Origin of the sequence: Sphingopyxis sp. BE259 (assembly GCF_031457495.1) — a bacterium.
Classification (GTDB): domain Bacteria; phylum Pseudomonadota; class Alphaproteobacteria; order Sphingomonadales; family Sphingomonadaceae; genus Sphingopyxis.
This window is the reverse complement of the sequence record NZ_JAVDWM010000001.1, coordinates 584,735-609,602: the sequence shown is the minus strand read 5'-3', so window position 1 is coordinate 609,602 and position 24,868 is coordinate 584,735. Positions and strand designations below refer to the sequence as shown.

General features: G+C 65.9%; 22 protein-coding genes and 1 tRNA gene. 13 read left to right on the top strand and 10 right to left on the bottom strand.

Annotated features, from left to right (window positions below):
* Positions 1-110: 110 nt before the first annotated feature.
* Positions 111-1,592 (top strand): AMP nucleosidase, encoded by a 1,482-nt coding sequence (locus J2X44_RS02975; RefSeq protein WP_310087796.1) that lies wholly within the window; start codon positions 111-113, stop codon positions 1,590-1,592.
* Positions 1,593-1,663: 71 nt separating this feature from the next.
* Here J2X44_RS02975 and J2X44_RS02970 read toward each other — a convergent pair whose 3' ends face one another.
* Positions 1,664-2,557, bottom strand: a complete 894-nt coding sequence (locus tag J2X44_RS02970; protein ID WP_310087794.1) for an ROK family protein — start codon at positions 2,555-2,557, stop codon at positions 1,664-1,666.
* Positions 2,554-2,793 (bottom strand): hypothetical protein, encoded by a 240-nt coding sequence (locus tag J2X44_RS02965; RefSeq protein ID WP_405053338.1) that lies wholly within the window; start codon positions 2,791-2,793, stop codon positions 2,554-2,556. The genes J2X44_RS02970 and J2X44_RS02965 overlap by 4 nt, the downstream gene beginning before the upstream one ends.
* Positions 2,794-2,905: 112 nt before the next feature.
* On the opposite strand from J2X44_RS02965, the gene J2X44_RS02960 reads away from it, so the two are divergent.
* On the top strand, positions 2,906-3,028 hold the full coding sequence (locus J2X44_RS02960) for a hypothetical protein (RefSeq protein WP_310088330.1): 123 nt from the start codon (positions 2,906-2,908) through the stop codon (positions 3,026-3,028).
* 74 nt (positions 3,029-3,102) lie between these two features.
* Here the strand turns inward: J2X44_RS02960 and J2X44_RS02955 are convergent.
* Positions 3,103-3,176 (bottom strand) — tRNA-Cys (locus tag J2X44_RS02955).
* A gap of 250 nt (positions 3,177-3,426) precedes the next feature.
* Between J2X44_RS02955 and J2X44_RS02950 the strand changes: the two genes are divergently transcribed.
* The 3 genes from J2X44_RS02950 (at position 3,427) to J2X44_RS02940 (ending at position 6,111) form a co-directional block, all read left to right on the top strand.
* Positions 3,427-4,089, top strand: coding sequence for a protein-L-isoaspartate O-methyltransferase (locus J2X44_RS02950; protein ID WP_310087793.1), 663 nt, complete (start codon positions 3,427-3,429; stop codon positions 4,087-4,089).
* 37 nt (positions 4,090-4,126) lie between these two features.
* Positions 4,127-5,608, top strand: coding sequence for a TolC family outer membrane protein (locus J2X44_RS02945; protein ID WP_310087791.1), 1,482 nt, complete (start codon positions 4,127-4,129; stop codon positions 5,606-5,608).
* A 77-nt stretch (positions 5,609-5,685) separates the two neighbouring features.
* On the top strand, positions 5,686-6,111 hold the full coding sequence (locus tag J2X44_RS02940) for a DUF2497 domain-containing protein (RefSeq protein WP_310087790.1): 426 nt from the start codon (positions 5,686-5,688) through the stop codon (positions 6,109-6,111).
* A 163-nt stretch (positions 6,112-6,274) separates the two neighbouring features.
* Here J2X44_RS02940 and nudC read toward each other — a convergent pair whose 3' ends face one another.
* From nudC to J2X44_RS02925, 3 genes are read right to left on the bottom strand one after another with little or no spacing between them, the layout of a single operon-like run.
* Positions 6,275-7,144, bottom strand: a complete 870-nt coding sequence (nudC, locus tag J2X44_RS02935; RefSeq protein ID WP_310087789.1) for an NAD(+) diphosphatase — start codon at positions 7,142-7,144, stop codon at positions 6,275-6,277.
* The gene (locus J2X44_RS02930; RefSeq protein WP_310087788.1) at positions 7,144-8,430 is read right to left on the bottom strand and encodes a serine hydrolase domain-containing protein; all 1,287 of its coding nucleotides are present in this window, start codon (positions 8,428-8,430) and stop codon (positions 7,144-7,146) included. Before J2X44_RS02930 ends, nudC begins: the two co-directional genes overlap by 1 nt.
* Entirely contained in the window at positions 8,427-9,479 is a 1,053-nt protein-coding gene (locus J2X44_RS02925) for an A/G-specific adenine glycosylase (protein WP_310087786.1), read from the bottom strand. Before J2X44_RS02925 ends, J2X44_RS02930 begins: the two co-directional genes overlap by 4 nt.
* Before the next feature lie 26 nt (positions 9,480-9,505).
* Here J2X44_RS02925 and J2X44_RS02920 point away from each other — a divergent pair, with 26 nt between their 5' ends.
* From J2X44_RS02920 to J2X44_RS02900, 5 genes are all read left to right on the top strand, one after another.
* Positions 9,506-10,081, top strand: a complete 576-nt coding sequence (locus J2X44_RS02920; protein WP_310087785.1) for a DciA family protein — start codon at positions 9,506-9,508, stop codon at positions 10,079-10,081.
* Positions 10,082-10,098: 17 nt separating this feature from the next.
* Positions 10,099-10,815, top strand: a complete 717-nt coding sequence (locus J2X44_RS02915; RefSeq protein WP_310087783.1) for a thioredoxin domain-containing protein — start codon at positions 10,099-10,101, stop codon at positions 10,813-10,815.
* Positions 10,816-10,854: 39 nt separating this feature from the next.
* On the top strand, positions 10,855-11,595 hold the full coding sequence (locus J2X44_RS02910) for a thioredoxin domain-containing protein (protein ID WP_310087782.1): 741 nt from the start codon (positions 10,855-10,857) through the stop codon (positions 11,593-11,595).
* Between the two features lie 159 nt (positions 11,596-11,754).
* Positions 11,755-15,198 (top strand): chromosome segregation protein SMC, encoded by a 3,444-nt coding sequence (smc, locus tag J2X44_RS02905; RefSeq protein WP_310087780.1) that lies wholly within the window; start codon positions 11,755-11,757, stop codon positions 15,196-15,198.
* Between the two features lie 61 nt (positions 15,199-15,259).
* The gene (locus J2X44_RS02900) at positions 15,260-15,526 is read left to right on the top strand and encodes a PepSY domain-containing protein (RefSeq protein ID WP_310087778.1); all 267 of its coding nucleotides are present in this window, start codon (positions 15,260-15,262) and stop codon (positions 15,524-15,526) included.
* Positions 15,527-15,531: 5 nt separating this feature from the next.
* On the opposite strand, the gene ubiA is transcribed toward J2X44_RS02900, so the two are convergent.
* The 4 genes from ubiA to J2X44_RS02880 all read right to left on the bottom strand — a co-directional run bounded on the left by ubiA (position 15,532) and on the right by J2X44_RS02880 (position 19,756).
* A complete protein-coding gene (gene ubiA / locus J2X44_RS02895; RefSeq protein WP_310087777.1) occupies positions 15,532-16,440 on the bottom strand; it encodes a 4-hydroxybenzoate octaprenyltransferase in 909 nt (302 codons plus the stop codon).
* A 66-nt stretch (positions 16,441-16,506) separates the two neighbouring features.
* Positions 16,507-17,187 (bottom strand): pilus assembly protein, encoded by a 681-nt coding sequence (locus J2X44_RS02890; protein ID WP_310087775.1) that lies wholly within the window; start codon positions 17,185-17,187, stop codon positions 16,507-16,509.
* Positions 17,184-17,777: a pilus assembly protein gene (locus J2X44_RS02885; RefSeq protein WP_310087774.1), complete on the bottom strand. Its 594-nt coding sequence runs from the start codon at positions 17,775-17,777 to the stop codon at positions 17,184-17,186. Before J2X44_RS02885 ends, J2X44_RS02890 begins: the two co-directional genes overlap by 4 nt.
* A complete protein-coding gene (locus tag J2X44_RS02880) occupies positions 17,774-19,756 on the bottom strand; it encodes a pilus assembly protein (protein ID WP_310087773.1) in 1,983 nt (660 codons plus the stop codon). The genes J2X44_RS02885 and J2X44_RS02880 overlap by 4 nt, the downstream gene beginning before the upstream one ends.
* 205 nt (positions 19,757-19,961) lie before the next feature.
* Here J2X44_RS02880 and J2X44_RS02875 point away from each other — a divergent pair, with 205 nt between their 5' ends.
* The 3 genes from J2X44_RS02875 (at position 19,962) to J2X44_RS02865 (ending at position 24,825) form a co-directional block, all read left to right on the top strand.
* Entirely contained in the window at positions 19,962-20,711 is a 750-nt protein-coding gene (locus tag J2X44_RS02875; RefSeq protein WP_310087770.1) for a 16S rRNA (uracil(1498)-N(3))-methyltransferase, read from the top strand.
* Positions 20,712-20,872: 161 nt separating this feature from the next.
* A complete protein-coding gene (locus J2X44_RS02870) occupies positions 20,873-22,783 on the top strand; it encodes a proprotein convertase P-domain-containing protein (protein WP_310087769.1) in 1,911 nt (636 codons plus the stop codon).
* The gene (locus J2X44_RS02865; RefSeq protein ID WP_310087767.1) at positions 22,780-24,825 is read left to right on the top strand and encodes a hypothetical protein; all 2,046 of its coding nucleotides are present in this window, start codon (positions 22,780-22,782) and stop codon (positions 24,823-24,825) included. Before J2X44_RS02870 ends, J2X44_RS02865 begins: the two co-directional genes overlap by 4 nt.
* Positions 24,826-24,868: the final 43 nt, after the last annotated feature.

The following is a 24,868-nucleotide window of genomic DNA, read 5'->3' as shown; positions in this document are numbered from 1 at the left end:
CTTCGAGACGGGCCTTCGCCCGTGCTCAGTCCCTCCTCAGCACGAACGGCTTGATTTCGCATCACGCCCACCCCTTCCCTTTTGTCACAAATTCGTGCAACAGCGTCGCGATGACATCCAGCTCATCGCACGAAACCACCGATCCCACCGCTCTCGTCGACGGCATCATCGCCGAACTGCAAGACAAGTTCCGCACGTCGGTCACCAATCTCAAAACCGCTATCGCTGCCTATGTCCGCGATCGCACCCTGCCGCCCGCCGACGCTGCCGCCACGGGGCTGTTCGATTATCCGGCGATCCGCCTCGTCACCACCGGCGAGCAGCGTGAGGGGCAAAAGGGGCATAATCTTGCCTTCGGCCGTTTCGAGCGCGCTGGTGAATTTGTGACCACGGTGACGCGCCCCGACCTGTTCGCCGATTATCTGCGCGAACAGCTCATGCTGCTGGCGCGCCATTATGACATCACGCTCGAAGTCACGCGCACCGGCCAGCAGATCCCCTTCCCCTATGTGCTCGACGCCAGCGACGGGTCAGACATGGGCGGGGTCACCCCGCTCGAACTCGCGCGCCATTTCCCGACCACCGAGCTCGCCGACATCGGCGATGAACTGGCCGACGGGCTGTTCGGCGCCGATCCCACCGCGTCGCAGCCGCTCGCGCTGTTCGACGCGCTCCGTACCGACTTCTCACTCGCGCGTCTGCGCCACTATACCGGCACCGCGCCCGAGCATTTTCAACGCTATATCCTGTTCACCAACTACCACCGCTACGTCGACGAATTCGTTGCCTGGGCGGGGGCGCAAGTCGGCCAGGGCCGCTACACCGCGCTCGCCGGCGCCGCGGGGCTGTATGTCGACCAGCCCGGGGTCAACGCCAGCGCGCTGGTCGCCGACAGCGCCTGGCGGCGACACCAGATGCCGGCTTATCACCTGATCGCGCCTGACGGCGGCGGCATTACGCTCGTCAACATCGGCGTCGGCCCGTCGAACGCCAAGACGATCTGCGACCATCTCGCGGTTTTACGGCCCGAGGCCTGGCTGATGATCGGCCATTGCGGTGGGCTGCGTCCCAGCCAGCGCATCGGCGATTACGTCCTCGCCCACGCATATCTCCGCGACGACCATATCCTCGACGCGGTGCTGCCGGTCGAAATCCCGATCCCGCCGATCGCCGAGGTTCAGGTCGCGCTCGCCAGCGCCGCCGAAGCCGTGTCGGGCGCCACCGGCGCCGATCTTAAGAAACGGATGCGGACCGGCACCGTCGTCACCACCGACGACCGCAATTGGGAGCTGCGCTACACCGACAGCGCGCTGCGCTTTTCGCAATCGCGCGCGATTGGCATCGACATGGAATCGGCGACGATCGCCGCGCAGGGTTACCGCTTCCGGGTCCCCTACGGCACCTTGCTGTGCGTGTCGGACAAGCCGCTGCATGGCGAGCTCAAGCTGCCCGGCCAAGCAAACCGTTTCTACGAGGAAGCGATCGCCGCCCACCTCCAGATCGGCATTCGCGCCTGCGAGACGATGCGCGACGAAGGCGCCAAGCTCCACAGCCGCAAATTGCGCGCCTTTAACGAGCCGCCGTTCCGTTAGGGTCCGGGGTTTGCCGCCGACAATGTCATGTCGCGGGACGGACAGAATCCGAACCCGCGTCCCCGCGAAGATTACGGCTTTGCCGCGGCGTTTTGCGCCAGGATCAGCGCCCCATTCGGGCCGGCATTGTCACCCAACAGGGCGGGAACGATCGTCGCGTTGAGCTTGGCGGCGTCAAAGTCACACAGGTAATTGCCCAGTCGCGGCGCGACCTCGGACCGCGCGGCCGCCAGCAGCCAGGCCTGTTTCAGCGCGACGCCCCCGCCCACGACAATGCGTTGCGGCGAATAGGCGAGCAGGAGCGTGGCGAAAAATTCGGCAAGGTCGGCGATGACCGGACGCCATGCCGGCTCGTCCGGACCGACCTCGCCCGGATGCCGATTAAACCGCGCCGCAAGGGCCGGGCCGCTCAGCAATCCTTCGATGCAGTCGCCGTGAAAAGGGCAGTAACCGGCAAACCGGTCGGCAGGGTCGCGGCGCAGCTTCAGATGCCCCGTCTCCGGGTGCATGGCGCCGTGAATCGGCTGGCCATTGACCAGCACCCCCGCGCCGACACCGGTGCCGATCGTGACATACACCACATTGTCGCAGCCTCTGGCGGCCCCCATATGCTGTTCAGCCAGCGCGGCGCCGTTGACATCGGTATCGACCGCGACGGGCAGCGCGACATGCTGGTGCATCAATTGCAGCAGCGGCGCGTTGCTCCAGCCGGGTTTGGGCGTGGTCAGAATGGCTCCATAATCCGGCGCCACCGGATCGACGCGAACTGGCCCGAACGACGCGATACCGATCGCGGCGAGCGGTGCGTCGGCGTGCCAGCGTGCGACCAGCTCGGCCGCACGGCTGATCGTTTCGTGCGGTGATCGGGTCGGAAACTCGTCCCGGTCGCGGATGCCGCCGGGGCGGCCGCGAACGACGATCGTTTTGGTTCCGCCGATCTCGATTCCAGCCAATAATTCGGTCATGTTGTGCATCCGGTCAGGGTAGCCGCGCCGCCATCGATCCGCAGGTGCAGGAACGGCGCGAAGGTGCCACCAAAATGGTGCCGCCCTTCGGGTTTGTCACGGCGGTTAGCGTCATTTGTGCCCCAATAATCGACGAAGCTGGCGACCGACAGGTCGGGGAGCACCCACCAGCTACAGGCCTGAAACGGTTCGCGGACCGGATTGGCAAAGACCAGGCGATGTCCGTTCAGCAGCATCCAAGGGTCCTTCGATCGGATCGGCGACGGCGCCGTAAAGCCCGGTCGGGGCGGCGATGCCGGGAGCGAACACCTTGGCCTGGATCGACCAGAAGAGATAGAGGCGACCGGCATGGCCGCCGCAGCGAACCAGAAACGCATGGCCGACGCCGCCATCGCGCGCTTGTCGAAGTGGGAAAAACAGATGCTGCGCGACCGCGCAAAGGACCATCGCCCGAAGCTGAAAGGCATCTGATGTCTAACCTTGACCCCACGGTTAGACATGGAACGGCGTTAAGCCGTTAATTTTACGTGATAATATGGTATTGTTGGAGGCCCGAGCCGGAATCGAACCGGCGTGCACGGATTTGCAATCCGCTGCGTCACCACTCCGCCATCGGGCCTCATGCCAAATTGCCGCATCCTTAGAGGATGGGCCGGGTGTTGGACGGCGCCGCTAGTGAGGGGGTTTCGCCGCCTTGTCAAGGATTCGCCCGCACCCCCGTCCCGCGCCTTGATGCGGGGTTGGCGGCACCGGCGTTGCCCGCTATGCGCGTCTATGCGGGCAGAGGCTGTATTACCATTGCAATACAGCGCAGGTTGGGCTAGAGCTGCCCCGCACAGGTTGTGGTCCCAGGGAATCGGAAAAGGCTGATGGCGACGAAGTTTAGCGAAATCACCGCGGCGGACATGCGCTCTGCCATGATCGACAGCCAGCTGCGCACCAACGACGTGATCGACGCAGCGGTGGTTGGCGCGATGGCGGCGGTGCCGCGCGAGGCGTATGTTCCCGCCCATCTGGCGAGCGTGGCCTATATGGACCGGGCGATCGCGCTAGGCCATGGCCGCGCGCTGAATGCGCCGCTGGTCACCGGCCGGATGCTGGTTGCCGCGGCGATCCGCCCCGGCCAGCGCGTGCTGCTGATCGGCAGCGCGACCGGCTATATGGCCGCACTGCTGTCGCGGCTTGGCGCCGAAGTCCACGCGGTCGAGGAACAGGCCGAGCTGATGGCGATGGCGCAGGCAACGACCACCGACCCCGCCATCCGCTGGGTCGCCGGACCGCTGAACGCCGGGGCACCCGACGCCGCGCCGTTCGACCGGATCGTCATCGAAGGCGCGATCGAGGTGCTGCCCGACGCGCTCGCGGCGCAACTGGTCGAGGGCGGCCGCCTGGTCGCGGCGCGCCGCGAAGGCGCGGTGACGCGGCTGGTCCACGGGGTCAAGGCTGGCGGCGCGGTGCCGCTGCGCAGCTTTGCCGACATGGACGCCGCGCCGCTGCCCGGCTTTACCGCCCCGGCGGGCTTCACCTTCTAAAAAGCCACTCCCCTCCTTGTTTCAGGCTGACATGATGATGCTCGACACCGATAAGAAACGGCCTCTCCCCCGCGCCCGCTGGCTCGCTGGCCTGGCGGTCGGCGCGCTGACGTTATCGCCCGCGGCGCACGCTGAAACGCTGCAGGATGCATTGGCGAAGGCGTATGAAAACAACCCGACGTTGACCGCGGCGCGCGCCGGACAGCGCGCCAACGACGAGAATGTGCCGATCCAGAAATCGGGCGGGCTGCCGAGCATCGGGGTCGGGGTCGACTATCAGGAAAATCTGGTCCTGCCCGGCAACAGCTTTTTCTCGCCCAAACGCTTTGTCAGTGTCGGCGGCCAGGTGTCGGTGCCGATCTATCAGGGCGGCGCGGTGCGCAACGCGGTGAAGGCCGCCAAATTTCGCGTCGAAGCCGGACAGGCCGATCTGCGCGCGACCGAAGCGAGCATTTTTGCGCAGACCGTCGGTGCCTATATGGATGTCATCCGCGATCAGGCTATCGTCCAGCTGAACCAGAAGAATGTCGCGGTGCTGCGGACCAATTTGCAGGCGTCGAGCGACCGGTTCGAGATCGGCGATCTGACCCGTACCGACGTCGCCCAGTCGCAGGCGCGGCTCGCGCTGGCCGAGGGCGATCTGCGGACCGCCGAGGCGAATTTGATCGCCAGCCGCGAATCCTATGTGCGGCTGGTCGGCGACGCGCCGGTCGATCTGGAACAGCCACCGCAGTTGCCGAACCTGCCCGCCTCGCCCGACGAGGCGGTCGCGATCGCGCTGACCAGCAACCCCGACATCGAGGCCGCGAATCAGTCGGTCAACGCCAGTCGCGCCGACATCGGCGTCGCGCGCGCCGGGCGACTGCCCAAATTGTCGGCGACAACCAGCGGCGGCTATAACAACAACCTGAATTCGGTGAACGACCCGACGTCGGAAAACACCACGAAAAGCGCCTCGGCCGGACTGTCGCTGACGATCCCGATCTTTCAGGGCGGCCGTCCGTCGGCGCAGGTCCGGCAAGCGCAGTCGCGCACCAGCCAGGCGATCGAAAATTACGTCGAGGTCGAACGCAGTGTCATTGCCCAGACCCGCGGCGCCTATGCCGCGTGGCAGGCGAACGAACAGATCATCGCGGCGACGCAGCAGGCGGTGAGCGCCAACGGCCTGTCGCTGGAGGGCGTGCGCGCCGAAAACAGCGTCGGCACCCGGTCGATCCTCGACATCTTGAACGCCGAACAGGAATATCTGAACACCCAGGTCCAGCTGGTATCGGCGCAGCGCAACAGCTACGTCGCTGCCTTCTCGGTGCTCGCCGCGATGGGCAAGGCCGAAGCCCGCGATCTGGGGATCGAGGGCGGCGCGCTCTATGATCCCGAGGTCAATTACAAGCGCGTGCGCGGCCAGATCTGGGACTGGGCCGACGATCCAGCGCCGCAGCAGCAGGCGACTGATACGCGCGCGATCCCCGCGGCAACCGCCAATGTGCCCGTTGGTCCGCCCGCCCCGCCGCGACAATAATGCTTGGCAAAGCCAGCCCCAAATCGGTAAGGGGATGGTTAACCATCCGGTAATCGCGATGGTTTAGGGGGTTGGTTATGGGCGACATGTCGCGGGAACCATCAATGGAAGACATTTTGTCGTCGATCAGGCGCGTGATCGCGCGCGACGAAGCCCCCGGCGCAGCGCGCGAAATCACGCCCGCGGTTGCCGAAGACATTCTCGACCTGCACGACGAAGAAGATGATGATGGCCCGCAGCCCGCAGCCGAAACCGAAGAACTGGTTTCCGAAGCCAGTGCCGATGCGGCGCGCCAGTCGCTCGACGCGCTGACCGCGGCGATCACGCCCGCAGTGGCCGCTGCAACCGTTGCGGCGCCCGCCGTCGCCGGTCGGACCATGGAAGACGTCGTGCTCGACGCGCTCCGCCCGATGTTGAAAGACTGGCTCGACGCCAACCTGCCCCCGCTGGTCGAAGCAATGGTTGCCAAGGAAATCAGCCGGATTACCGGGCGGCGGATTTAATGATATTCTGATACTGCAACCGTTCGTCCTGAGGAGGGACTGAGCCGAGCGAAGGCCCGTCTCGAAGGACTTTGGCACGGCCTTGGGACCCTTCGAGACGCCATTTCGACAAGCTCAATGGCTCCTCAGGGCGAACGGCCTTATTTGTCGAGCCGCCCGAATCTCAGCCCGCCCAATCCTCCAGCAAATAGCGCGCGATCGCCAGTGGCGGCGGCGCCATGAACGGCGCGCCCATGTCGCCCGCCAGCGCGGCGCGCACTTCGGCCTTGTCGACCCACATCGCCGCCTCGATCTCGGTGGTATCGAGGGTCAACGCCGGATCAGTCGTGACCGCGCGGCACCCGATCATCAGCGATGACGGAAATGGCCATGGCTGGCTCGCCACATAGCTCACGTCCGCCACGCGGATGCCCGCTTCCTCGAACAATTCGCGCGCTACCGCTTCCTCCAGCGATTCGCCGGGTTCGACGAACCCCGCCAGCGCCGAGAAAAAGCCCGGCGGAAAGCCGCCCTGCCGCCCGACCAGCACTCGTCCGTCGCATTCGGCGAGCATGATGACGACGGGATCGACCCGCGGGAAATGTTCGGCGTTGCAGCCGCCGCAGCGCCGCCCCCAACCGGCGCGGAACACGCCGGTCGGCGCCCCGCACACCGCACAGAAACGATGCCGCGCGTGCCAGTCGACCAAGCTGCGCGCGCCGCCATAAAGCGCCGCCTCTTCTCCAGAGAGAAGCGGCAGCAACCGCATCACCGTCCGCGAACGCGCGTCGATCCGCACTCCGGCCGCCGCTTCGCGAACGAAATGCGGGAGCCCGGCCTCGTCGAGGCCGAGCAGCAGCAGCGCGCGGTCGTCGGCGGGATCGAGCATCTCCCACAACAACCCGCCGCTCTCTCCGGGCACAAAATCGATCCCGTCGAGCGCCAGACACCGCGCGCGGGGGTCGGCAACCGCGGCGGCGAAGCCTGCGGCATCGTTACGCAGATGATCGGCACGGTCGAGCCACGCTCCGGTAAAGCCCAGCGGCAGGGGCATCAGGCGATGACATCCTTGAAAAAGGTCTCGCCGAACTTTTCCTGAAACGGCAGCGCGTTCGAGGGCATATATTGCGCATAGCCCGCGGCGCGATAGCCGAGACCGCGGTGGACGAAGCCGATCGTGCCCGCGGCGCCCGCCCAACCGAAAATACCTTCGCCGCCCCGCGACGTCGGCAACGACACGCGGCCGCCCGCACCAAAACCCTCGCCATCGACGAACGTCCCCTTGCGGTCGATGCTGTCGGTCAGCAGGTTCGACATCGCCAGCCGGGCCGTCTCGACCTTCATCACCCGTTTGCCGCCGGTGGCGCCTTCGCCAAGCAGCATCGCAAGGAAGCGGTCGTAATCGCGCGCGCTCGACACCAGCCCGCCGCCGCCGAACGGATAGGGTGGCGGGTCGAGATAGATCGAGCTGGTCGCCGGATCGAAGGGGATCAGCGCTCCGCCATAGGGCGCATAGTTGGTGGTAAAGCGCCCGACATCCTTCGCCGCAACCATGAAGCCGGTGCTCGTCATGCCCAGCGGATCGAACAGCCGCGCTTTCAGGAACGCATCGAACGGCTGCCCCGAAACGACTTCGATCACCCGGCCCAGCAAATCGAGGCTGATCGAATAGCTCCATTTGGTCCCCGGCTCATAAACCAGCGGCAGTGCTGCCAGCCGGTCGGCCATTACCGCCAGGCTGGGTGCGGCGGTGACCGCCGCGAAACCCGGAATCGGCAACCGGCTGGCCTGACCGCCGACGATGCCGGCGTCGTCATAGGCCTTTTTGATCGGACCCTTTTGCATGATGTTATAGCCAAGCCCGGCGGTGTGGGTGAGCAGGTGGCGCACCGTGATCGGCGTTTTCGCCGGGCGCAGGTCGGTGATCGACCCATCGGGCGTATTCTGCACCTGCATTTTGGCAAAAGCGGGCAGGAAATCGGCGATCGGCTGGTCGAGTTTCATCTTGCCGTCTTCGATCAGCAGCATCGCGGCGATCCCGGTGACCGGCTTGGTCATCGAATAGAGACGCCACAGCGTGTCGGGACCGACCGGCGTCGGCGAATCGTTCGACTGCACCCCGGCGCCGAAAAATTCGGCCGCGTCCTGTCCCTTGCCGATCGCGGCGAGCGCACCGGCCAGTTCGCGGCGGTCGACGAAACCTTTGATGAAGGCATGGGTCGCGGGATAAAGTTGTGCGCCGCTTTCCTTGAACGCGAAGGCGGCGCGTGGCAGCAGCGCAGCGCCGCCGCCCAGCGCCAGTCCGCCGAGCAGCGTCCGGCGCGAAACCATCATGTTCATGCGTTTTTCTCCAGCATCTTACCCACCAGCTTGCGATAGAGCGTCGGCAGTCCCGCCGCGTCAAGGTCCGAGATCGGCCACCATCTGCCTTCCGCTGCGGCATCGTCGGTTTCGGGAGGTGCTTCGCGGCGCACCAAATGCAGCGTCAGGTCGAAATGGGTAAAACCATGATCGACCTGAGCGATGCCCGACTCGGTGGGAGGCGCCTCACTCCAGTCGCCGCCGGGCAGTGCGCGCATCCCGCCCAGCATCCCCTTGTCGGGACGTCGAACCAGCCAGATCCGCGCATCGCGTTCGATCCAGTGCGCCACCCCATGCCGATGCGGCTTGGCTTTCTTTGGCGGCTTGACCGGCAGGCGTGCGATGTCGGGCCGACCGCGCGCGCGGCAGTCTGCGGCTAGCGGGCAGATCATGCAGGTAGGGGCGCGCGGGGTACAGATCGTCGCACCGAGATCCATCAGCGCCTGTGCAAAATCGCCTGGTCGATCCTGCGGCACCAGCGGTGTCAAAACATTCCGAATTTCGCGCTTTGCGAGTGGCAGCGGAGTTTCGATCAGGCGGTGGCGCGCGATCACCCGTTCGACATTGGCGTCGATGACCGCCGCCGGGCGGCCAAAGGCGATCGCCGCCACCGACGCCGCAGTATAGTCGCCGATGCCGGGCAGCGCGCGCAAAGCCGCCTCGCTATCGGGAAAGCGTCCGCCGAGATTCGCGACCACGGCCCGCGCGCAGGCGAGCAAGTTGCGCGCGCGGGCATAATAGCCCAGCCCGGCCCAGGCGGCCATCACATCGGCGTCGTCCGCCGCCGCCAGATCGGCAACCGTCGGCCAGCGCTGGGTAAACCGCGCAAAATAGCCTGCGACCGCCGCAACCGTCGTCTGTTGCAACATCACCTCGGCCAGCCAGATTCGATAGGGATCCGGCACCGCGTCGCTGCCCGGCGCGATCCGCCACGGCAGCACTCGGGCGGCGCTGTCGTACCATATCAGCAGACGCGCGGCGAAGTCGCTTGCGATGTCGCCAACGCTGTCGGAAGTCTGGACGCTCACCCCCCGCCTATGGCATGGCACCCGGGATGACGAAAGACGCTGGCGAGGATGGCCGGGCCAAAAAGGCCAAGGCGAAGGGTGCGGCCAAACAGCCCGCCAAAGCGCCGGTGCGCGCCTATGAACGCCCGCGCGGCGGCGAAGCGCGCGCCATCTCCGACCTTGTCCCCGAAATCGGCCGCGCCGCCTTTCGCAAATTCGGCTTCATCCAAAGCTCGGTGGTCAGCCGCTGGCGCGAGATCGTCGGCGACCGGCTGGCCGACGTGACCCAGCCCGCGATGATCCGCTTTCCGGTCGGCGCCAAGGCGGGCGGCACGTTGCACCTGACGATCAGCGGCGCGCACGCCCCGATGCTCCAACACGTCACCCCCGATATCATCGCCGCGGTGAACCGCTTCTTCGGCTATGCCGCCGTGGCCCAGGTCCGCATGACCCACGGCCATGTTACCCCCGCAGCGCCCGTTCAGCCCGCGGCAATGCTGAAACCCATACCCGCGGAACTGGGCGACAGTTTGCGCGATATCGGCGACCCGGAACTGCGTACCGTGCTCGAACGCATGGCGTCGGGACTGGCCGCCGCGCCCAAACTGCCCCGGATCAGTTGAAGAAAGCCCTGCCGACCATGTCCGCTTTTGACGACCCCATTCTTGATCGCCGCACCGCGGTGCTGGCGCTGTCGAGTGCCGCGCTGACCCTGATCGCCGCAACGCCTGCAAAACCCAAACCATGGTCGGCGACCGTGACCACCAGTCCGATCGGCGCCCATGTCGTCGGCAACCCCGCAGCCAAGGTCCGGCTGGTCGAATATTTCAGCTACACCTGCCACGTCTGCGCCGATTTTGCGAAGCTGGGGGCAGCGCCGCTCAAGACCCAATATATCGACCGCGGGCTGGTGTTGTTCGAGTATCGCAACCTGGTGCGCGACCCGGTCGACATGACCGCGGCGCTGCTCGCGCGCTGCGGCGGCGCGACTGCGTTCGCGCGCAATCATCAAGCGATCTTCCTGGCGTTCCCAACCTGGATGGCCAAGGTGACGAAGGCCAGCGACGCCCAAAAGACCAGCTGGTTCGAGGGCACGACGGGCGAGCGCGCGCGCAAGATCGCCGCCGATACCGGGCTCGCCGCGCTGATGCGCGCGCGCGGCTACACCCAGGCACAGCTCGACGCCGCGCTCGACAGCGAGGTGGCGCAGGCCGAGCTGACCGGCATGACCAACATCGCCCGGGGTGCCGACCGCGTCGCGGGCACCCCCAGCTTTTTCATCAACGGCCGCAACGCGGCGGTCACCGCGTGGCTCCCTCTCAAATCGAAACTCGACCAAGCGATCAAGGGATCGTAAAAGCCCCCCCAAACTTGATTTTTCGGAGAATATCGCACCATGACCGCATCGCTTCGTATCGCCCTTTTGTCTTCGCTTGGCGCGCTCGCGCTCGCTGGTTGCGGCGGCGGCGCCGACGACCCGGCCAAGGAACAGGCCGCCGTGGCCAAGGTTGCCGCGCCCGCGGGCAAAAGCTGGTCACAGGTCGTCAGCATCGACGGCGATGGCGTCGTGATGGGCAATCCCGATGCGCCGATCAAACTCGAGGAATTCGGTGCCTTCACCTGCGGCCACTGCGCCCAGTTCACCAAGGATTCGCACGAAGAGCTGAAGCGCGATTTCGTCGATACCGGCCGCGTTTCCTACAAGCTGACCCCGTTCATGCTGCATCCGGTCGATGCCATCGCCGGGGCGATCGTCAAATGCACCGGCCCCGACCGCTTCTTCCCACTCGCCGATGCGACCTTCCTGGAACATGAAGCGTTCATCGCCGGGGCGCAAAAGCCGCAGCCGGGGATCGAGGCGGCGATGCAGCTGCCCCCCGAACAACGGTTCACCGCGCTCGCCAAAGGCTGGGGCATCGATCAATTCTACCAGCAGCGCGGCGTTCCCGCCGCGACGATCCAGGCGTGCCTGAGCAAGGTCGACAATGTCTCGGCGATCGAAAAGGGCACCAATAACGCGGTCGAGAAACATCAAATCAACAGCACGCCATCCTTCGTCATCAACGGTCAGGTTGCCGAAGGCATTAACGGCTGGGGCCCGCTGCGCGACCGCCTGCGCACGATGGGCGCCCGCTGACCGTCGGTTGAGGGAAAGACCGTCGCCCCCGCGAAGGCGGGGGCGATGGAATGAGAGGCCTTGCGACTCCCCCGCCCGCGCGGCATGACGGCTGGCAGGGGGATATGTGACAGCAGCGTTGCAACATCCGCGATTCGATAACCTGCACGGGGTGGCCCTGTGCAGATAAAACGCCTGCGCCTGACCGGTTTCAAATCCTTCGTCGAACCCACCGAACTGCGCATCGAGCCCGGACTAACCGGCGTCGTCGGACCCAATGGCTGCGGCAAGTCGAACCTGCTTGAGGCGATCCGTTGGGTGATGGGCGAATCCAGCCCCAAATCGATGCGCGGCGGCGGCATGGAGGATGTCATCTTTGCCGGGACCGCGTCGCGCCCGGCGCGCGACTTTGCCGAGGTCGCGCTGCATTGCGATACCGAGGGCGCGCTCGTCGCGGGCTTGTCGGACGGCGAGGACGGCGACGATCTGGAGGTGATCCGGCGGATCGAACGCGGCGCAGGCAGCGCTTACCGCGCCAACGGCCGCGATGTCCGCGCCAAGGACGTCGCGCTGATCTTTGCCGACGCCGCGACCGGCGCGCACAGCCCGGCGCTGGTCAGCCAGGGCAAGATCGCCAACGTCATCGCAGCCAAGCCAACCGACCGCCGTGCGATGCTGGAAGAAGCCGCCGGGATTGCCGGACTGCATGTCCGCCGCAAGGACGCCGAACAGAAATTGCGCGCGACCGAAACCAACCTGACCCGGCTGTCCGAAATCACCGCCGACATGGAAGTGCGCGCCAATGCGCTGCGGCGGCAGGCGCGCGCCGCCGAGAAATACAAGAAGCTGAGCGACGACATCCGAATTGCCGAGGCACGGCTGATCTATGCGCGCTGGCGCGATGCTGCTGCCGCCGCCGATCAGGCGCGCCGCGACAGCGATGCCGCCGAGGCGGCGGTCAAGACGGCGCAGCACGAGCTGGAAACCGTCTCCGCCGCCCAGACCGAGGTCGCGACGCGGGTCGCCACTGCGCGGCACGACGCGCAGGCGCAGCGCGACGCACTGGCCGAGGCGACTGCAACGCAGGTCCGCCTGCAGGGCGAGGAGCGCGCCGCGCGTCAACGCCTCGAAGATCTGGCGGCGCAGCAGCGGCGCATTGCCGACGACCGCGCGCACGAAGGCGAACTCGCGCGCGAGGCGCATGGCGCGCTGACCGCACTCGACGCCGAGAGCAAGACGCTGACGCACGACATCGCCGGGCATGACACGGGCAAGGCGGCACTCGCCGAAGCCAATCTCGCCGCGCAAGCCCGGCTGCGCGACGCCGAAGTTGCGCTGGCACAGGCGCGGGCCAAAGCTGCCAGCGAAGCCGCGGACCGGCGGATCGCAGTGTCGGCGCTCGACAGCGCCGCGGCGGCCGTGCGGCGCATCGCCAGCGACAAAGCGCGCGTCGATGCCGACATCGCCGCACTGGGCGACAGCGCTGCGCTGGCGGCGACCCACAGCGAGAGCTTGCAGGCAACCGAAGCCGCCGAAACCGCCATCGCCGCCGCCGAAACCGCGCTGCAAAATGCCGAGGCGGATCGTGAAGCGACCGCCGCCGAACTCGCCGGGGCCGAAGCGGGGCTTGCCGAAGCGCGTACCGCGCTGGCGGCGCTGGATGGCGAGGCGGCGACGCTCGAACGCGCGCTGGCCGCGGGACGCCGCGACGACGACCGCATCCTCGATCGGCTGCGCGTCGCGCCGGGTTATGAAGCCGCGCTTGCTGCCGCGCTGGGTGACGATCTCGACGCCGGGACCGATGCGGATGCCGCGCGAAGCTGGGGCGGCGCTGAGCTGCTATCGGACGACCCCACGTTACCCGAAAGCTCCCAGCCACTCGCCGCATTTGTCACGGCACCCGCTGCCCTTGCCCGCCGTTTGGCCCAGGTTGCCGTCGCCGATACCGATAGCGGACAGCCACTTCGGGTCGGCCAGCGGCTGGTCACCACCGATGGGATCATGCGCCGCTGGGACGGCTTTGTCGCACGCGGCGATGGCGCCACCGCGACCGAGCGCCTGCAACGCCAGAACCGAGTCGACGCACTGGCGGCGCAGCGCCCGCAGGTCGAACTGGGGGTGCAGGAACTGCGCGACCGCCGCGACGTTGCTGCCGCCAGAGCCGCCGACCTGACCGAGGCCGCCGCCACCGCGCGCAAAGCCCTGGCGCAGGCCGACGAGACGCGCCGCACCGCGCTGCGCGCCGCCGATCAAGCGCAGGCCGCGCTCGATCGGCACCGCGACGCTGCGTCGCTGTTCGACCGCCGCCTCGCCGAAATCGCCGACGCGGCTAGGGAAGCGGCCGAGGCGCTGGCAACGCAGGAAGCCGCGCTCACCGCGCTTCCCGACGACAGCATCGCCCGCGCCGCGCTCGACGCCGAGGAGCAGGTGGCCGAGCGGGCGCGAAGCGACGCCAACAGCGCCCGCGACGCCCTCACCGCGCACGAACGCGCGCTCGCGGGGCTCAGCGAGCGGCAAGCGGTCGTGAGCGCCGAAATCAAAAGCTGGAAAGCCCGCGCGGGCGAGGCCGCACGCCGCGTCACCGAGATGGACAAGCGCGCCGACACGCTGGCCGCAGAGGCCGCCAAGCTCGCCGACGTCCCCGCCAAACTCGCCGAACAGCGCGGCGAGGCGGAAGCGCAGCAGGCGGCACTACGCGACAAGGTCACCGCGGCCGAAGCACAGGAGCGCGCCGCCGAGGCGGCGCTGCGCGAAGCCGAAACCGCGCTGAATGCCATTCGCGAGCGCGTCGCCGCGGCACGCGAAACCCGCGCCGGGGCGATCGCGCGCTCCGAAAATGCCGAGCTCAGGCGGATCGAAATGGGCCGCCTGTCGGGCGAACGCTTCGAATGTCCACCGCCGCTGCTGCCGCAAAAGGCCGGGTTCGACGGCGAGAGCGTCCGTGATGCCGGAGCCGAATCGGCGCAGCACGACCGGCTGATCGGCGACCGCGAACGGCTGGGGCCGGTGAACTTGGTCGCCGCCGACGAACTGGTCGAACTCGACACCGAACGCGAAAGAAGCGCCGCCGAGATCGAGGAACTGACGCAGGCTGTCCACCGGCTGCGCGGGTCGATCGGTAATTTGAACCGGGAAGGCCGCGTCCGCCTGCTCGCGGCGTTCGAGACGGTGAACGGCCATTTCCAGCGGCTGTTTACCACCCTGTTCGACGGCGGTCAGGCGCATCTCGAACTCGTCGATTCGGACGATCCGCTGGAGGCGGGGCTGGAGATCATGGCGCAGCCGCCGGGCAAACGGCTCGGCACGCTGACCCTGCTGTCTGGCGGCGAGCAGGCGCTGACTGCGGTCGCGCTGATATTCGGCCTGTTCTTGACCAACCCCGCGCCGATCTGCGTTCTCGACGAAGTCGATGCACCGCTCGACGACGCCAATATCGAACGCTTCTGCGACCTGCTCGACCGCATGACGCGCGAAACCAACACCCGCTATCTGATCGTCACCCACAATGCGGTAACGATGGCGCGCATGCATCGGCTGTTTGGCGTCACCATGATCGAAAAGGGGGTCAGCCGTCTCGTGTCGGTCGATCTGGGAGCGGCGGAGGAACTGCTCGCGGCGGAATAGCCGACCATGGAACTCGCTGCCCGGTCATGCGTAAATTTTCCGAACCCCAGCGGAGATACCCATGACAAAACTGCTTTTCGCGCTGGCCTTACCAGCCAGCCTGATCTTGACGGCACCCGCCCTTGCTAACGATCGTCCGCCGACGCCGTCGGAACGCGCGGCGATCGAAAAGGTTCTGAAGTCTGCGGGATATGTTTTCTGGGAAGAAATTGAATTCGACGATGGCCGCTGGGAAGTCGACGATGCTCGCGCCGCCAATGGCCGCGAATATGATCTGAAACTCGACCCGAAAACGCTCAAGATCGTCAGCCGCCGCGCCGACAACTGAGCGGCTCAGGGCGCCGTCCCGACCACCAGCATCGCCGCAAAGACCAGCAAACCGGCAAAGCGGTTGCTGCGGAACTTGGCGAGCGCATCGTCGCCATTTTTGGGATCGAGCGTCACGACCTGACCGGTAAAGTGCAGCGCTGCGGGCAGCAGCGCGATCAGCACCACCGGATCGGGACGTACCGCCCACAGCGCACCGCCCCAGCAAGCGAGCGCAAACATATAGCAAAACGCAACCCCGCCGCGCACTTGGCTGCCCATCGCGCGCGCGCTCGATTTCACACCGATCAGCATATCATCCTCGATATCCTGAAGCGCATAGATCGTGTCATACGCGATCACCCACGCAATGCACCCGGCATAAAGCAATGGCAGCGCCATCCCCTCGCCGCCGCCGACCGCCACCCAGGCGACCAGCGCGCCCCAGCTGAACACCAGTCCCAGCCACGCCTGCGGCCACCAGGTGATGCGTTTCATGAACGGATAACCCGCGACCAGGATCAGGCTGGCGAGCGCAACGATCTGCGCGGGCAACGGCAATTGGAGCAGCACGAGCAATCCGACCAGCGCCAGCAGGATCGCCCAAAGCGCCGCGTTGCGGACCGACACCGCACCGCTCGCGACGGGCCGCGACGCGGTGCGCGCGACCTTGGCGTCCAGATCACGATCGACGATGTCGTTATACACACAGCCCGCGCCGCGCATCGCGATCGCGCCGAGCAGCAGCCACAGGAACAATGGCCAATGGCTGACCGCCCCGCCGCCCAGGGCAAGGCCAAAGGCGCAGGGCCAAAACAACAGCCACCAGCCGATTGGGCGGTCGAACCGCGCGAGCAGCGCATAGGGCCGCACCGCGGCGGGCAAAAGCCCCACAAAACCACGCAGCTGGCTGTCGGGAGGATGGGTGGCGGTCATCGGCAGCGGCGCCTTTAGCAGCCGCCGCGCCGGTGATAAACGGTTATTGAACGGGGCGCCGCGTGATCAAGTGCAGAGCGACGGTGTCGCCGCCGGCGCCGGGTTGAATATCCCGGTGTTATTTTCGCCCTGCAGATTACGTCCCTCGCGAATGAGGAAGGCAGCGGTTTCCCGCATCCGCTTGGTCTGAAACCATTTGCCCCAGACCAGCGATTTATAATCATAGGTCACTTCGACCAGCATGATCGCGGTACCGGCGGAGGCATTGACACCGATCCCGGCAAAGCCGGTTCCCGTGGCACCAGTGCCTTGCGGGCCATAGGCGGACGCGACCGGCAAATCGCCATAACAGCGCTGCCAGTGAATCCACTGCCCGCCGTCGGGATTGCGTTCGACGCTTGACAGGATGACACGGCCATTGGCCTTGAAGTTCATCCCCTTCGCCTGTTCTTCGACCCCGGCAAAAACCTCGTTGATGTCGACCTCGCGGACGCTCGGCTGCGCCAAATTGCTGCCAAAGGCGATACGCGCGGCATTGTCAGCCGCGCCCAGGCCGATCTGGTTCACGCGCGTCCCGGTCAGCAGCAGATTGGCATATTCGATCCCGCCAAAGCCGATCATCGCCAGGATGGGGACGCAAAAGGCCACTTCGATCATGACCACCGCGCTGACATCGCGCGCCAGATGCGCGGCAGCCTGAGCCCGCCGGGCTACCCGCGCCCGGGTCCGTTGCAAAAGATCGATCATGAGCAGATCACCTGTTTCGTCGATGTCGCAGCATTATAAGGCTGGTTACGCAGCACGGTGGTGGCAACGAGCGTGCTCTCCTCCGACTGCCCCAGAAATTTCCAGATCGGGATCACCCGCGTCATCTTCAGCGAAGCGGTATAGCGGACAATGTCTTCGGCGCCGCCGTTGCCGGTCTGGCCGCGATCGGCATCCCAGCTGCTGTTGCCGTTGACGTCCTCGAAACATTCGCCGCTGTCATAGCGTCCGTTGGCATTGCCATCGGTAAACGCTTCGGGATCGCCCACTTCGCTGTAACTGTCATACGCCTTGCGCACAAAAGTGACTTCGCCGCGGGGAAAGACGTTCAGCACCTTGCGACGCACTTCATTGTCGAGCGCTGTCTGGCTGAGCGCATTGCCCTCCAGCGTCGCGGCGCGCGCCGCGGCGTTGACCACCCCCTGCAACTCGAGTTTCGCATAATATTGCCACGAAAAATCGAGAATGCCGAGCAGGATGATCAGGAACAATGGCGCGGTCAGCGCAAATTCGACGACCGAATTGCCTCGTTCGTTGCGGCGCAGCCGGTGCAGGAAAGGCCGCCGCGTCATTGCGACAACCGCAGTTTGGAAATCTGCCGGGCGATTGCCTGGAAGTTTTCGTTGAGCTGGGCGGCATTGTTCGCCTGATAGGCTTTGCCCGGGCTCGCGCAGGCGTTGAGCTCGGTGTTCAGCGCCACGCCAAAGCCCACCACCCACACGGTGATGTTCTTTGCCTTCGCCTTCTGGCAGAGCTGCAGGAAGCGGTTGTTGTGACGGCTCGTCAACGCACTGTCGCTGGTGCCGCCGACGCGCTTCATCAGCCACTCATAGCCCTGGAACGACAGATTGCCCATATTGGGCGCCATTTCGCCGTCGGTCATGAAAACGATGTGACGGCTGATCGGCCGGTTGTTCGGGGCCGTCGCGTTTTCGTCGGCAAACATGCCGTCGGGCGACAGCAGGCGCACGCCCCACACCATGCCCGCGTCATGATAGGTACCGCCGACCGGCTGGAGCGACTGGACATAGCTGTTGAAGGTCGATCGATCGGCCGCCGTCTGCGTCGTCAGCTTCATCGCCGCGACCGGACACACACCCCAGCCGTTCGACCAGTAACGCGAATAATTCTGCCAACTGCCGTTGGTGCTGCTATTGCTCGATACGCTGCTGCTGTTGACCGTGACCGATCCCGTCGTCGATGGCGTGCCGCCCGGGCTGCTCGCCCGCGGAAAGGCGATCTGCGGAATCAGCACCTTCCACTTGGTATCGTCGTCGCCGGTCGGGGCGCTGTCGACGTCCATGTCATAGGCGTCCGCGGGGGCCGTCTGGTTGGCCGCGAACGGTTCGGTTGCGCGTTCCATGACGCAGCCGCCCCACGTGTTCGACACGGTCGCACCCGAATCGCCGGTGTCGGTCTCGATCGCCGATCCCCCCTTGGCCTGGCTGACGTCGAAGAACCGGTCCTGATAGGTATATTTATTGTCGAACGTCTGCGTCGGCGTTTCGGTCACTGTCGTCGTGTAGGTGCGCGTGAAGGTCGCAACGCGGCGCTGCAAACGGCACCGGTCATTCGACCAGCGGTAACGATAGTTATAATAGGTATAGGTCTGGTTGGTGTCGTATGTCGTGATGCGATTGCCATTGCCGTCGACATATTGCGCGGTCTGGTTCGAATTGGGCGAACCGCTGGGAGTCGGCGACGTATCGGCGGGCGGCTCCAGATCGCCGCAGGAGGCGCTGTCCTGGCCGTTGACCGTGCTGACGTTCGAATAACTGCCATAGGTCGTGTTGCCGTCGGAATATTCCTCCGACTGCTCGCTGGTCGCATTGCCCCAGGTCACCTTGAACACCGGCGTGCGCGACGGCAGCAACACATTGTCCGACAGCCACGACGGATCCTTGGCGTACAGGATGCTGCCGACATTGGCGGTCGAGCTGTATGGCACGACCCCGAACCGCAGGCGGCCATCGCCGACATCCGCGGTGGTCAGCGTGTCGAAAAAGTCCATCGTCGCCGATTTCAGCGCCGTAATGCGATTGACCGAGTCGCCCGAGTTGGTCTGGGCCATCGACCCGGTGACATCGAGCACCATCATCACGTCGGCGTTGGAAATTTCCAGCTTGGCGGTGCAATTCACCGCGAGATCGAATTTCTGATAGTTGAAAATCTGCATCAGCGCGGTGGGCAGCGTGGCGGTGGCGGTTCCCTTCACGTTCGACGTGCCGTCGGCCTGCGAGGCGAAGGTCACCGCGCTGCTGCCATAGGTGGTGGCGCCGAAGTTGAAGTTGAACATCTTGGTGGCTTCGGTCTGCGCCGCCGCAGTATAGGTGCCGCCGGCCATGGCGCGGCGCCCGGCGAGCACGCCGGCGTCGCACGCCTGTTGCAGGCGCAACTGCGCCATATAGGCGCGCCCGATGTCGATGCCCGATCCCAGCAGCCCGATGACCGGCAGGATCGCCGCCGCGGTCAGGAACATGGCGTTGCCGCGCTTGTCGCGCGCTAGCCTGTTGCTGCCCTGCCGCAGCCGGGTGAATACGGTCCCTCGCATGGTCAAACCCCTCTTGGTCCAGACACGCGGCCCACTACAGATGCGTGGCTGGCATCGTTCCACTAGGGCCGAACTGCTTACCAAACCCCTAATCGCTCCCCCCGCGATCCCCGCGGCAACCGCCGATTCTGACCCGAATCGGGACAGATCGGCCTGTCGCACGCGGCAGATGCGCAAAATCCCGGCGTCTGCTATCGCGCGCACCATGCCTGCGACTCCTGCCTGGCCGCCCGCCAGCACCCCACGCCTGTTCATCGATACGCCGCTCGCCAGCGATGCGGCGGTGGCGGTCGATAGCGCCGCCGCCCATTATCTGCTCAACGTCATGCGGTTGAAAGCCGGGGCGCCAATCCTGCTGTTCGACAATCGCAGCGGCGAATGGCTGGCCAGCGTTGCCGAGGCGGGCCGACGATCGCTGACGCTGCACGTCGAGCGCCAGACCCGCCCGATCGAGCGGGTGCCCGATCTGTGGCTGTGCTTTGCGCCGGTCAAAAAAGCCCGGCTCGACTGGATCATCGAAAAAGCCACCGAACTCGGGGTCGCGCGGCTGCAACCGGTCATTACCGAACGCACGATCGTCGAGCGCGTCAAACGCGAGCGGCTGGAGGCGCAAATCGTCGAAGCGTGCGAGCAATGCGGGCGCACCGCGCTGCCGGCGCTGGCCGAGCCCGCCAAATTGGCGCAATTGCTCGCCGAATGGCCTGCCGATCGCACCCTGTTGTTTGCCGACGAAGCGGGCGGCGCGCCACTGTTCACCCTCAATACCCCCGCTCCGGCCGCGATCCTCGTCGGCCCCGAGGGCGGCTTTACCGCGCGCGAGCGCGACATTTTGGTCGCCAGCCCCGCCGTGCGCCGGATCACGCTCGGCCCGCGCATCCTGCGCGCCGAAACCGCCGCGATCGCGGCGACCAGCCTGTGGATGGCACAGCATGGCGACTGGACGACGGCTGCCTGAACGCGCAAAGCTGTTCCGTTCCCGGACAGTTTTTGCGCCAAGCCCCCGATTTTAACCGCATATTAGCTATGCGCGGGCATAGCGGCGCGATGCAACGGCAGGACCAGAGCCGAGACCGCTGGCGTGGGGGCCAGCGTTTGCAGTCTGCACGAGCTCTATGGATGCTCGTCTGGCTGGCGCTGGCGCTCGCCGCCAATCCGGCCGCGGCGCAGACGACCACCACCTACAGCAACACGACCACCGGCGCGATCAGCGAGACCGCAACGCCGTGCGCGACGCCGCTAGTCCGCAATTTCACCGTCGCCGCCAATGCCCAGATTACCGACGTCAATATTGGGGTCCAGTTCGCACACAGCTATCGCGGTGATATTCGCGCCACGCTGGTGGCGCCGAGCGGCGCGGTGGTCAATCTGATCACCAACGTCGGCACCGGCGCCGACAATCTGAACGTGCTGTTCGACGATAGCGCCGCGACCAGCATCACCACCCATACGGCCAACGATACCACCGCCGCCGCGCCGCCCTATCAGCGCACCTTCTCACCCGAAACACCGCTCGCGGCGTTGAACGGCCAGGGTTCGGCGGGGACATGGCAACTGACGATCTGCGACTCGCTGAACGGCGACACGGGCAATTTCACCCGCGCCGATCTGACGTTGACGACAGTGCCCGCCGCGCCGTCGGCCGACCTGTCGCTGACCAAATCGGTGAGCAATGCCGCGCCCGCGACCGGCGCCAGCATCAACTATGTGCTCAGCGTCACCAACGCCAGCGGATCGGCGCTGACCGCGACCGGCGTGACGGTGCAGGACACACTGCCCGCGGGCTTCGCCTTCACCGGCGCGTCGGGTTTCGGCAGTTACAACAGCACGACCGGGGTCTGGACCGTCGGCAGCATCCCGCCCGGCACCACCCGCACCCTGACGATCAGCGGCACCGTCACCGCGAGTGCGGGCGCGACGATCGCCAATATCGCCGAAGTCAGCGCCTCGTCGGCGTTCGATTTCGATTCGACCCCCGGCAATGGCGCCGCGGGCGAGGATGATTATGACACCGCCAGTTTCACCGTCGCGGGCACGCGCGTCGCGGGCACGCCGCCGACGCTCGTCTGCCCGGTCGGTTCGACCGTGCACGACTGGGACGGCGTCACCTGGGCCGCGGGGACGACCAGCGGCAGTTATCCGCTGGCCGCAATCGGCACGATGAATTTCAATATCGGGATCAGCGGCGGGACGTTCCTGAACAACGCCACCTATGGCGGCCAGTCGCCGACCCGGCAAAATGTCGTCACCGGCGGGTTCTCGCCAGCGCAATTTTCGATTTTCGAGATCGTCGACATGACCAGCCAGGCGGGCAGCGTCGCCAGCACCTTTACATTGCCGACCGCGGTGCCGGGGGCGCAGTTCCGGCTGTTCGATATCGACTATGCCGCGGGGCAATTCGCCGACCGCGTGACCGTCACTGGCAGCTTCAACGGAGCTCCGGTCACGCCCCTGTTGACCAACGGGGTGAGCAACTATGTCATTGGCAACAGCGCCTATGGCGACGGCACCTCCGCCGACACGAGCGCGAACGGCAATGTCGTGGTGACTTTTAACGCGCCCGTCGACACGATCGTCGTCGAATATGGCAACCACAGCCTGGCGCCGACCAATCCGGGGCAACAGGCGATCGCGATCCACGACGTGACCTTTTGCCGCCCAACGACCAACCTGACGATCGCCAAAACCAGTAGCGTCGTCAGCGATCCGACCAATGGCAGCACCGATCCCAAGGCGATCCCCGGCGCGACGATGCGTTATTGCATCCTCGTCACCAATAACGGCAGCGGCACCGCGACCGCAATCAACGTCGCCGACGCGCTGCCCGTGACGACAACCTTCATCCCCGGATCGCTGCGCAGCGGCACGAGCTGCGCGGGGGCGGCAACGGTCGAGGACGACAATGCCAGCGGCGCCGACGAAAGCGACCCGTTCGGCGCCTCGATCACCGGCACCGCGGTCGCCGCGACCGCTCCGACGCTCGCCCCCGGAACCGCCTTGGCGGTCGTTTTCGACGTCATCGTAAATTGATCCGGCATGGATTCTCGATCAGGCCGTGCGCGCTGCTGGCCGCCATTGCGATGCTCGCTGCGACACCGCAAGCGATGGCGCAGCGCGTCATCGTCAACCCCAGTTTCGAATCGAACGACCCGCAGGGACCGGGCGCCGCCAACTACCAGATTTATCCCAACGGCTCGGTCATCGGCTGGGACTCGGCATCCGGCGAGATCGAGTTGTGGGACACGAATTTTCAGAGCGTCCCCGCTTATGCCGGAGCGGTCTTTGCCGAAATGAACGCCAATGTACCGGGCGCGCTGTATCAGAACATCTGCATGGTGAACGGCGAATCGATCGGCTGGACCTTTGCCCATCGCGCCCGCGCCGGGGGGCCAACGACCCAGACCGCGCGATTCCAGATCGCCAGCAGCGGCGGCACCTTGATCCAGGCCCTGGCGACACAATCGTCGGCAATCAACAATGTCTGGAACGTCAATAGCGGGTCGACGACCTACACCGGCGCCTCCGGCATCCAGCGGGTCCAGTTCGTGACTAGCGACGCGGGCAGCCTGGGCAATTTCCTCGACGACATCCGGATTACGCTCAACCCCTTTATCGAGCTATCAACGGCGTCGGCATCGGGCGTTGAATCGCTTGCGACCGCGAACCTGCCGACGCTGACCGTCAACGGGACATTGTTCACCGCGCGGACGGTCAATGTCAGCATCACCGGCGGTACAGCGGTGCGCGGCACCGACTACACGACCCCCGGCGGCGGCGCGACCTTCACCGTCACCATCCCCGCCGGGACGTATCAGAACGCCGCCGTCCCGCTGGGTATCCAGATTGTCGACGATACCGCGAACGAGGGCAGCGAGACGATCCAGATCGCGCTGAACCCCGGCACCGGCTACACCGTGTCGAGCACGTCGAGCTGCGGCGGCGCGGCACGCACCGCCAGCACTTACACGATCACCGACAATGACTCGCCGGTGGTACTGACCAAAAACTGGGTCACCGGCATCGTCGGAGACGCGGTCAGTTTGGCGATCAGCGGCGGTTTCGGGGCCAGCGCGGGCACTTCGACCGTCGGCGGCGGCGCGACCAACGCGACCGCGGTCGCGATCCCCGGTAGCACCCTGACGCTGACCGAAGCCTATACGACTGGCGCCGCGGCGAACTATAACAGCAGCATCGAATGTCGCCGTAACAGCGACAATGTCGTCGTCGCCACCGGCGGCAGCGGCCTCAGCCGCACCGTCGTCATGCCATCGGGAACGTCGCTCACCTGCACCTGGACCAACAGCCGCCGGTCGGCGACGCTGGTTGTGCGCAAGACCTGGGTCAATGCGGTGACGACCAACGCGGTGACCGTCGCGACCAGCGGCCTGATCAACAACGCCAGCCTGGCGTCGGTCGCCAACAGCGCGAACGAAACCGACACCAACGCGGCAGTGACCGTCTATGCCGCCGAAACTGCGGCGCTCGGTGAGACGTTCACCGTGGGCAACGGCGCCAATTACAGCCAGGCGCTCGCCTGCACCGGCAACGGCACCGCGCTCGCCGGCAATTTGCTGACGGTCAATCCTGCCGACACCGCGATCGTCTGCACCTTCACCAACAGCTATGTCGTGCCGCTGGCGATCGCCAAGACATCGGCCGCTTTCAGCGACCCGGTGAACGGCACGGTCAATCCAAAGCTGATCCCCGGCGCCTTTGCCAATTACAGCTTGACCGTCACCGCCCCCGCCAGCACCAGCCCGACCAACAACAGTGTCGTCGTCACCGACGCGCTGCCCGCAAACCTCAGCCTGTTCGTCGGCACTTACGCGCCCGGATCAGGGCCGATCGCCTTTGCCGCAGGCGCCAGCGGTCTGACCTACAGCTTCGCCAGCCTCGCCAGCACCACCGATGATCTGGAATTTTCCAGCAATGGCGGTGCCAGCTGGACTTATGTGCCGACCGCCGATGTCAATGGCGTCGATGCCGCCGTCACCCATGTCCGAATTCGGCCCAAAGGCCCGATGGCGGCAGGATCGAGCTTTACGATCAACCTGCGCGGACTGGTCGAATAGGGGCGGATTCCGGCCCTGATTCAACAGCTGATTGCATTCTATA

Coding starts and splice junctions, on each gene's coding strand:
- J2X44_RS02975 (WP_310087796.1), top strand. CDS start 111: ATGACATCCAGCTCATCGCACGAAACCACCGATCCCACCGCTCTCGTC.
- J2X44_RS02970 (WP_310087794.1), bottom strand. CDS start 2,557: ATGACCGAATTATTGGCTGGAATCGAGATCGGCGGAACCAAAACGATC.
- J2X44_RS02965 (WP_405053338.1), bottom strand. CDS start 2,793: ATGCTGCTGAACGGACATCGCCTGGTCTTTGCCAATCCGGTCCGCGAA.
- J2X44_RS02960 (WP_310088330.1), top strand. CDS start 2,906: ATGGCCGCCGCAGCGAACCAGAAACGCATGGCCGACGCCGCCATCGCG.
- J2X44_RS02950 (WP_310087793.1), top strand. CDS start 3,427: ATGGCGACGAAGTTTAGCGAAATCACCGCGGCGGACATGCGCTCTGCC.
- J2X44_RS02945 (WP_310087791.1), top strand. CDS start 4,127: ATGCTCGACACCGATAAGAAACGGCCTCTCCCCCGCGCCCGCTGGCTC.
- J2X44_RS02940 (WP_310087790.1), top strand. CDS start 5,686: ATGGGCGACATGTCGCGGGAACCATCAATGGAAGACATTTTGTCGTCG.
- nudC (WP_310087789.1), bottom strand. CDS start 7,144: ATGCCCCTGCCGCTGGGCTTTACCGGAGCGTGGCTCGACCGTGCCGAT.
- J2X44_RS02930 (WP_310087788.1), bottom strand. CDS start 8,430: ATGAACATGATGGTTTCGCGCCGGACGCTGCTCGGCGGACTGGCGCTG.
- J2X44_RS02920 (WP_310087785.1), top strand. CDS start 9,506: ATGACGAAAGACGCTGGCGAGGATGGCCGGGCCAAAAAGGCCAAGGCG.
- J2X44_RS02915 (WP_310087783.1), top strand. CDS start 10,099: ATGTCCGCTTTTGACGACCCCATTCTTGATCGCCGCACCGCGGTGCTG.
- J2X44_RS02910 (WP_310087782.1), top strand. CDS start 10,855: ATGACCGCATCGCTTCGTATCGCCCTTTTGTCTTCGCTTGGCGCGCTC.
- J2X44_RS02900 (WP_310087778.1), top strand. CDS start 15,260: ATGACAAAACTGCTTTTCGCGCTGGCCTTACCAGCCAGCCTGATCTTG.
- ubiA (WP_310087777.1), bottom strand. CDS start 16,440: ATGACCGCCACCCATCCTCCCGACAGCCAGCTGCGTGGTTTTGTGGGG.
- J2X44_RS02890 (WP_310087775.1), bottom strand. CDS start 17,187: ATGATCGATCTTTTGCAACGGACCCGGGCGCGGGTAGCCCGGCGGGCT.
- J2X44_RS02885 (WP_310087774.1), bottom strand. CDS start 17,777: ATGACGCGGCGGCCTTTCCTGCACCGGCTGCGCCGCAACGAACGAGGC.
- J2X44_RS02880 (WP_310087773.1), bottom strand. CDS start 19,756: ATGCGAGGGACCGTATTCACCCGGCTGCGGCAGGGCAGCAACAGGCTA.
- J2X44_RS02875 (WP_310087770.1), top strand. CDS start 19,962: ATGCCTGCGACTCCTGCCTGGCCGCCCGCCAGCACCCCACGCCTGTTC.
- J2X44_RS02870 (WP_310087769.1), top strand. CDS start 20,873: ATGCTCGTCTGGCTGGCGCTGGCGCTCGCCGCCAATCCGGCCGCGGCG.